Annotated in this window: 1 protein-coding gene; it reads left to right on the forward strand. The window is 70.0% G+C overall.

What is annotated here, in order from left to right; genetic code table 11:
• The coding region (locus EYQ95_RS26215) for a sensor domain-containing diguanylate cyclase (protein WP_132332177.1) at positions 1–949 on the forward strand (949 nt) is incomplete at both ends.

Here is a 949-nt window from a genome sequence, read left to right on the forward strand (position 1 = left end):
CAGGCCTGGCTGGGCGTGCCGCTGGTGCTGGGCGAGAAGGTGATGGGCCTTCTGGCGGTGCAGAGCTACACGCCGGGCGTGGGCTACACCGACCGCGACCGCGAGCTGCTCACCTTCATCAGCTACCAGATCGCCAACGGCCTGGAGCGCCAGCGCGCGGCGGCCGAGCTCAAGAACGCCTATGCCGACCTGGAGCGACGGGTGGCCGAGCGCACGATCGAGCTGTCGGAGCAGATCGAGGTCCGCGAGCAGGTGGAGCAGCGGCTCAAGCACGAGGTGCTGCACGACTCGCTGACCGGCCTGCCCAACCGTGCCTACCTGCGCGACCAGCTGGTGCGCGCGCTGGCCCACCGCGAGCGCGACCCGTCCTACCGCTTCGCGGTGCTGTTCATGGACCTGGACCGCTTCAAGGTCATCAACGACTCGGTGGGCCACCTGGTGGGCGATGCGCTGCTGAAGGAAGTGGCGCGGCGTTTCGCGCGCTGCATCCGCGGCGGCCGCGACATGGTGGCGCGGCTGGGCGGCGACGAGTTCGCCATCCTCATGGACCTCGACAACAACGAGGGCGCGCTGCGCATGGCGCAACGGGTGATCGAGGCCCTGCGCGAACCCGTGCGCGTGGAGGGCAAGGACCTGTTCACCGGCGTGAGCGTGGGCATCGCCATGAGCGCGCCGCACTACACCTCGCCCGAGGACCTGCTGCGCGATGCCGACATCGCCATGTACCGCGCCAAGGCCGCCGGCCGCCACCGCTTCGAGGTCTTCGACGAACAGCTGCACGAGCAGGCGCTGCAACTGCTGGAAACCGAGAGCGACCTGCGCCGCGGCGTGACGCGGCGCGAGTTCGTGCCCTACTTCCAGCCGATCGTGAGGCTGTCGGATGGCGGCGTGGTCGGCTACGAGGCGCTGATGCGCTGGAACCATCCCGAGCGTGGCGTGCTGGCGCCGG

The sequence above is a fragment of the Lysobacter sp. N42 genome, assembly GCF_004344885.1.